The 5731-nt window shown below is 32.4% G+C and carries 5 protein-coding genes; all 5 read left to right on the top strand.

The annotated features are described in order from the left end of the window. Nucleotides 1–717: 717 nt before the first annotated feature. Complete coding sequence (locus ACTCDL_RS13485; protein WP_106231672.1) at nt 718–1059, top strand: STAS domain-containing protein; 342 nt, start codon at nt 718–720, stop codon at nt 1057–1059. A gap of 4 nt (nt 1060–1063) precedes the next feature. Further along, nucleotides 1064–3169, top strand: a complete 2106-nt coding sequence (gene glgX, locus ACTCDL_RS13480; RefSeq protein ID WP_463177815.1) for a glycogen debranching protein GlgX — start codon at nt 1064–1066, stop codon at nt 3167–3169. 33 nt (nt 3170–3202) lie between these two features. Then, complete coding sequence (locus ACTCDL_RS13475; RefSeq protein ID WP_463177810.1) at nt 3203–3535, top strand: STAS domain-containing protein; 333 nt, start codon at nt 3203–3205, stop codon at nt 3533–3535. Nucleotides 3536–3614: 79 nt separating this feature from the next. After that, nucleotides 3615–4019, top strand: coding sequence for an ATP-binding protein (locus ACTCDL_RS13470; RefSeq protein ID WP_463177807.1), 405 nt, complete (start codon nt 3615–3617; stop codon nt 4017–4019). Between the two features lie 396 nt (nt 4020–4415). Further along, the coding region (locus tag ACTCDL_RS13465; RefSeq protein WP_463177804.1) for a SpoIIE family protein phosphatase at nt 4416–5731 on the top strand (1316 nt) is incomplete at its 3' end.

Here is a 5731-nt window from a genome sequence, read left to right as displayed (position 1 = left end):
GGAGATGTGTATAAGAGACAGATCAAATTTAACTTATTTTTAACATATTGTTAATTTATATTGATAGAAGATTTATGATAATATATAGTTAATCATATATATGTGAACTACCTCTACCTACTATGTTGAGGTAGAAGGCTTCTTAGGCAATAGGTACTTTTACTAGCCACCTAGATTTACTAAGCTAACCCCCGTGAACCACAGGTTTTTCCGATTAAGGATGAGTCTTATACCTTGAATATTTTACGTAGCAGAGGGGCTTTATTTTCGCTACTAATTCCTGCTACAACTCCATATATTCAGTTTTAGATTGCCTTAATTGCTAATAGTTTATCATAAATTAAGAGTAATATCTATGGTTGTTATTAACAAAAAAAGGAATTTTAGATGAAGGTGTTTAACCCTCTCTAAAATATGCTATCCATCTCCCACCTAAAGAGGATGGGAGAATTCCGCATACTTCTGTTAAATAAAAGAATTCTATGAGCCAAAATTAGAAAAAAAGGAATTCCGACAGGAAAACTAGAATTATTATATTAAGGTTTATTTATTGACAATCTAGAAGCTAGGCTAAAGGGATTTATAAAGAAAGTTTATAACTTGTTTTGATATAAATTAATTTTGGGGGTATGATCCAATACCGGATTGAACTTTAGAAGTAACAGTTTAAACAGTTAAGATACAGTATCATTTAAAAATTTAAAGAGGTGATTATAAATGGAAATAAAGGTTAATAATCAAGATGATATAAAGGTTATTAAGCTTATAGGTGATTTTGATGGAAGCTCTGCTAATAAAGTTGAGGATAATATTATGCCTTATATTGAAAATCATAGCAGATTAATTTTTGATATGGGTGAATGTGAATATGTATCCAGTGCTGGATTAAGAGTTCTTTTAATAATTGCTAAAAAATTAAAGTCAGTAGAGGGCTTTGGTGTGCTTTCTAATTTATCAGAAGAAGTACAGGATGTTATGGAGATAACAGGGTTTAGCCATATACTAAATAGTTATGATACAGTTAATGAAGCAATAAATTATATGAAAAAAGGGGAGTAAAGATATGTTACGTGTAGATACTTATCCTACCCATGAACATAATGGAATTAAGATTCGGCGTGGTAAAGCATTACCCTTTGGAGCAACCATAGTTCCAGGAGGAGTAAATTTTTCAGTATTTTCAAAGCATGCTACTTCATGTGAATTGGTTCTTTTTAAGAAGCATGAAAAGAATCCTTTTGCCATTATCCCATTTCCTGATGAATTTAGAATAGGAAATGTCTTTACTATGATGGTCTTTGATATAGATTATGAAAATATAGAGTATGGTTATAGAATGGATGGACCTTATAACCCTCGTGAAGGATTCTGGTTTGATAAAGAAGAGATATTACTTGATCCTTATGCTAAAGCAATAGGTGGTAGAGAAGTTTGGGGAAGAGAGCCTGATTGGAATGATAAATTTCAACATCGTTCGAGAATAATTTTTGATGACTTTGATTGGCAAGGAGATAGACCTTTAGAGATAGATATGAAGGATTTAGTAATTTATGAAGCACATGTTAGAGGATTGACTAAACATCCTTCTTCAGATGTTAAGTATCCTGGCACTTTTACAGCAATTAGGGATAAAATTCCTTATTTAAAGAAGCTAGGGATAAACTGTATAGAGTTATTGCCTGTCTTTGAATTCGATGAATTTGAACATTCTAAAATTTCAAAGGTAACAGGAGAACGGTTAATGAATTACTGGGGATATAGTGCTGTCGGGTTCTTTGCCCCAAAAGCAGGTTATGCTGCTACAGGAAAGTTTGGTATGGAGGTTGATGAGCTGAAGAATCTAGTTAAAGAGCTACATAAAAATGGTATTGAGGTTATTTTGGATGTAGTCTTTAATCATACAGCAGAAGGAAATGAAAAGGGGCCTTATATCTCTTATCGAGGAATAGATAATAAGACATATTACCTATTGACCCCAGAAGGATATTATTATAACTTTAGTGGCTGTGGAAATACTCTAAATTGTAATAATCCTATAGTTAGAAACATGATACTTGATTGTTTAAGATATTGGGCAGCAGAATACCATATAGATGGATTTAGATTTGATTTAGCTTCTATTCTATCTCGAGATCAAAAGGGAGCACCAATGGTCAATCCACCTTTATTGGAAGCGCTAGCCCATGATCCTGTGTTAGGAAAGTGTAAATTGATAGCAGAAGCTTGGGATGCTGGTGGCTTATATCAGGTAGGTTCATTCCCTGCATGGGGGCGCTGGGCAGAATGGAATGGTCAATATAGAGATGATCTTAGAAGATTTTTAAAAGGAAATGGTGATATGGTTGGTAGGATAGTGCAAAGAATTCAAGGTTCACCTGATCTTTATAGTGATAGAGGTCCTACTGCATCAATTAACTTTATCACCTGCCATGATGGATTTACTCTAATGGACTTATTCTCTTATAATAGAAAGCATAATGATGCTAATGGAGAAAGTAATCGAGATGGTGCTGATGAGAATTATAGTTGGAACTTTGGACATGAGGGTCCAACTGATGATTATGGTATCAATAGAGAGCGGATAAAACAGGTAAAGAATGCTATTACAATTCTGTTATTAAGTCGTGGAGTTCCTATGATTTTAGCAGGAGATGAGTTTGGAAATACTCAATTTGGTAATAACAATGCTTATTGCCAGGATAACGAAATCTCTTGGTTGAATTGGAACTTATTAGAGAGTAATCGAGAAATCTTTGATTACTTCAAAAAGATGATAGAATTGAGAAAAAAACATCCAGTCTTGAGAGCAGAACAGTTTAAAACTGCCTATAACTCTAGTGGATATCCTGAGGTTTCTTGGCATGGTCAAGAGGCTTGGAACTTTGATTTTGGAGCATCTACTTTGACTGTAGCAGTTATGTTTGCAGGTGGAGCTGAAGACTATGGAACAGAAGATGATCAATTTATTTATGCTGCTATAAATATGCATTGGGAGCTACATGGTTTTGAGTTACCAGAGCTACCAGAAGGTAAAAGCTGGTATGTGATTTCTAATACTGGAATGATTCCCCCTCAAGATATGTGGGATGAAAATAATTATAAGAAGCTAGCAGATCAAAGTGAGGTATTAGTTGGAGCTAGATCAATTATATTGCTGACTGCTAAATAAGTGTCTAATATCTTAGCCGAAAGGGGTCTAGATATGAATTCTAAATTAGAATTCAATTTAAAAGAATATAATGGTGTACTTGAGGTTTTCTTAGCTGGGGACTTGGATTCCTCTAGTTCACCTAAGTTATTAAAAGAGTTAGATTACAATGTTAAAGAATCGATTAATAGAGTAATTTTTTTAATGGATAAATTAGAATATATCTCTATTAAGGGTATTAGAACAATATTTTTTGTTAAAGAAAGAGTAGCAGATAGCTCAGATGTGGTCTTAGTTGGGGCACAGAATAATATTTTAGATATTCTAAAGTTGAGTGAGTTAGATGACTTTTTTGTTATTAAAGAGAGTGAAGAACAATATAATTAATTAAGCTTATATGATTTTTCTTTGGCTCTAATATTTAAAAGGGATGATTAATGTGACAAGCCTGAAAGTACCTGCAACTATGAAAAATCTTGATTCTATGATTAATTATGTTTTAGATAAAGTAAAGAAATTTGATTTATATGATAAGAAGTTATTATATAAATTACGACTTGTCTGTGAAGAGGTCTTAGTTAATATTATTAATTATGCCTATCAGGATTTTGATAGGGTTGGTTATATAGAGATAATTTGTAATATTTATAATCAAGATAAGAAGATAATCTTGAAATTTATTGATGAAGGCATTGCCTTTAATATACTTGAATATGAAGACCCTGATTTGACCCTTCCTTTATCGGAGAGAAAAGCAGGGGGTCTAGGAATCTATATAATAAAAACTATAATGGATAATATTGAGTATTACCGAAAAGATGGGAAGAATATTCTGATCTTGACAAAATCAATTGCTAATTTTATGGAGTAGATATATAGGTATGTGAATTCAAAATGAAACTTAATGGATATATTGGGACTGTTTTAGGAATCAGTTATAAAGACTGGTTCCAGATTCCTGATTACCGACACGAAAGTGTCGCTATATATCCATTAAATTACACTTCAGACTTGGAGATCTATATAGATTGCATTAAAGTTTTTCATATTAAATTAATATAAAAAGAAAGTTTAGATGCAGATTTACGCAGAGAAAAATGGATTAAAGAATAAAAATTATTAAGATTTTTATCTTTTTTATGAAGATTATTAATTTAACTTATTATAATGATTTAACTTTTTTAGTTAAGACCTTCAAATTTGGAGTTATAGGTAAATGTGGGTTTATAATTTCTATTGATAAACTCACTAGGAGGTGTAGATATTGGTGCTAAATAATAATGATCTATTATTTGATTTTGAAGATGATAAAGGCACTTCTGACGATAAACTCTTATTTGAATCGGAAGAGAGTGATGAGATGAGATATACTTTCCAAGATGGAGAGGAATATGTAGAAAATGAATTACCTCCTTGGAAGATATTGATTGTAGATGATGAGCAAGAAGTCCATAAGATAACTCGCATTGTACTAGATGACTTTACTTTTGAAGGAAGAGATATGAGTTTTATCAATGCTTATTCAGCAGTAGAGGCAAAGAAGTTGCTAAGTAAGCATTCTGATATAGCAGTTGTTTTATTAGATGTTGTGATGGAGAGTGATGATTCTGGTCTAGAGGTAGTTAAATATATTAGAGAAGAACTTCAAAATAAGTTGGTTCAAATTATATTAAGAACAGGACAACCTGGACAGGCTCCAGAGAGAAATGTGATTAAGGAGTATGACATTAATGATTATAAAGAGAAGACGGAGCTGACTTCTAAGAAGTTATATACTACTATAATGACTTCATTACGCTCTTACCAGAATCTAAAGAAGTTAGAAGAGACATCAGCAGCTAAAGAGAAGATAGAGAGTGAATTGCAGGTAGCCAGTAAGATTCAAGCCAGTATGCTCCCAAGAATCTTTCCTCCTTTTCCTGATAGAAATGAGTTTGAAATATTTGCTAGTATGGAACCAGCTCGGAATGTAGGAGGAGATTTCTATGATTTCTTCTTTATTAATGATAATAAGTTCTGCTTTGTTATTGGTGATGTTGCAGGAAATGGGGTACCTGCTGCACTCTTTATGGTAATAACTAAAACTTTAATTAAGAATGAAGCTTTAAGAAATATTTCAGCTAAAGAGATATTATATAATGTCAATAATGCTCTTTGCAAAGATAATGATGAATATATCTTTGTAACTGCATTTATAGGTATCTTGGATTTGAAGACAGGAAAGCTTGAATTTGCCAATGCTGGGCACAATTCACCTTTAATTTGCCGGGCAGAAAGTGGGGAGTGTAATTATATCAAATCTAATAATACCTTTATCCTTGGGATAACAGAAGAATTTGAATATCAGAAGGGTAACTTAAGTCTTGACCCTGATGATGTTATTTTCTTATATACCGATGGTGTTACTGAATCAAGAAATGATGATAAAGAACAATATGGAAATGCTAGACTGCAGAAGGTCGTTTCAGAAATAGAGGATAAAGATGTATATAATATTGAACAGGTAGTTAAAAATGACCTTAGTAGATTTACTAAAGAAGCCTATCTGTTTGATGATGTTACTATGCTGTCTCTTATACACAT

The organism is Orenia sp., from assembly GCF_055140805.1.
The sequence above is the reverse complement of the archived record's forward strand: the minus strand, read 5'-3'. Positions and strand labels throughout refer to the sequence as shown.

Bases quoted from the DNA above. Each gene is read 5' to 3' on its own strand.
- glgX (WP_463177815.1), top strand. From the start codon at position 1,064: ATGTTACGTGTAGATACTTATCCTACCCATGAACATAATGGAATTAAG.
- ACTCDL_RS13470 (WP_463177807.1), top strand. From the start codon at position 3,615: ATGAAAAATCTTGATTCTATGATTAATTATGTTTTAGATAAAGTAAAG.
- ACTCDL_RS13485 (WP_106231672.1), top strand. From the start codon at position 718: ATGGAAATAAAGGTTAATAATCAAGATGATATAAAGGTTATTAAGCTT.
- ACTCDL_RS13475 (WP_463177810.1), top strand. From the start codon at position 3,203: ATGAATTCTAAATTAGAATTCAATTTAAAAGAATATAATGGTGTACTT.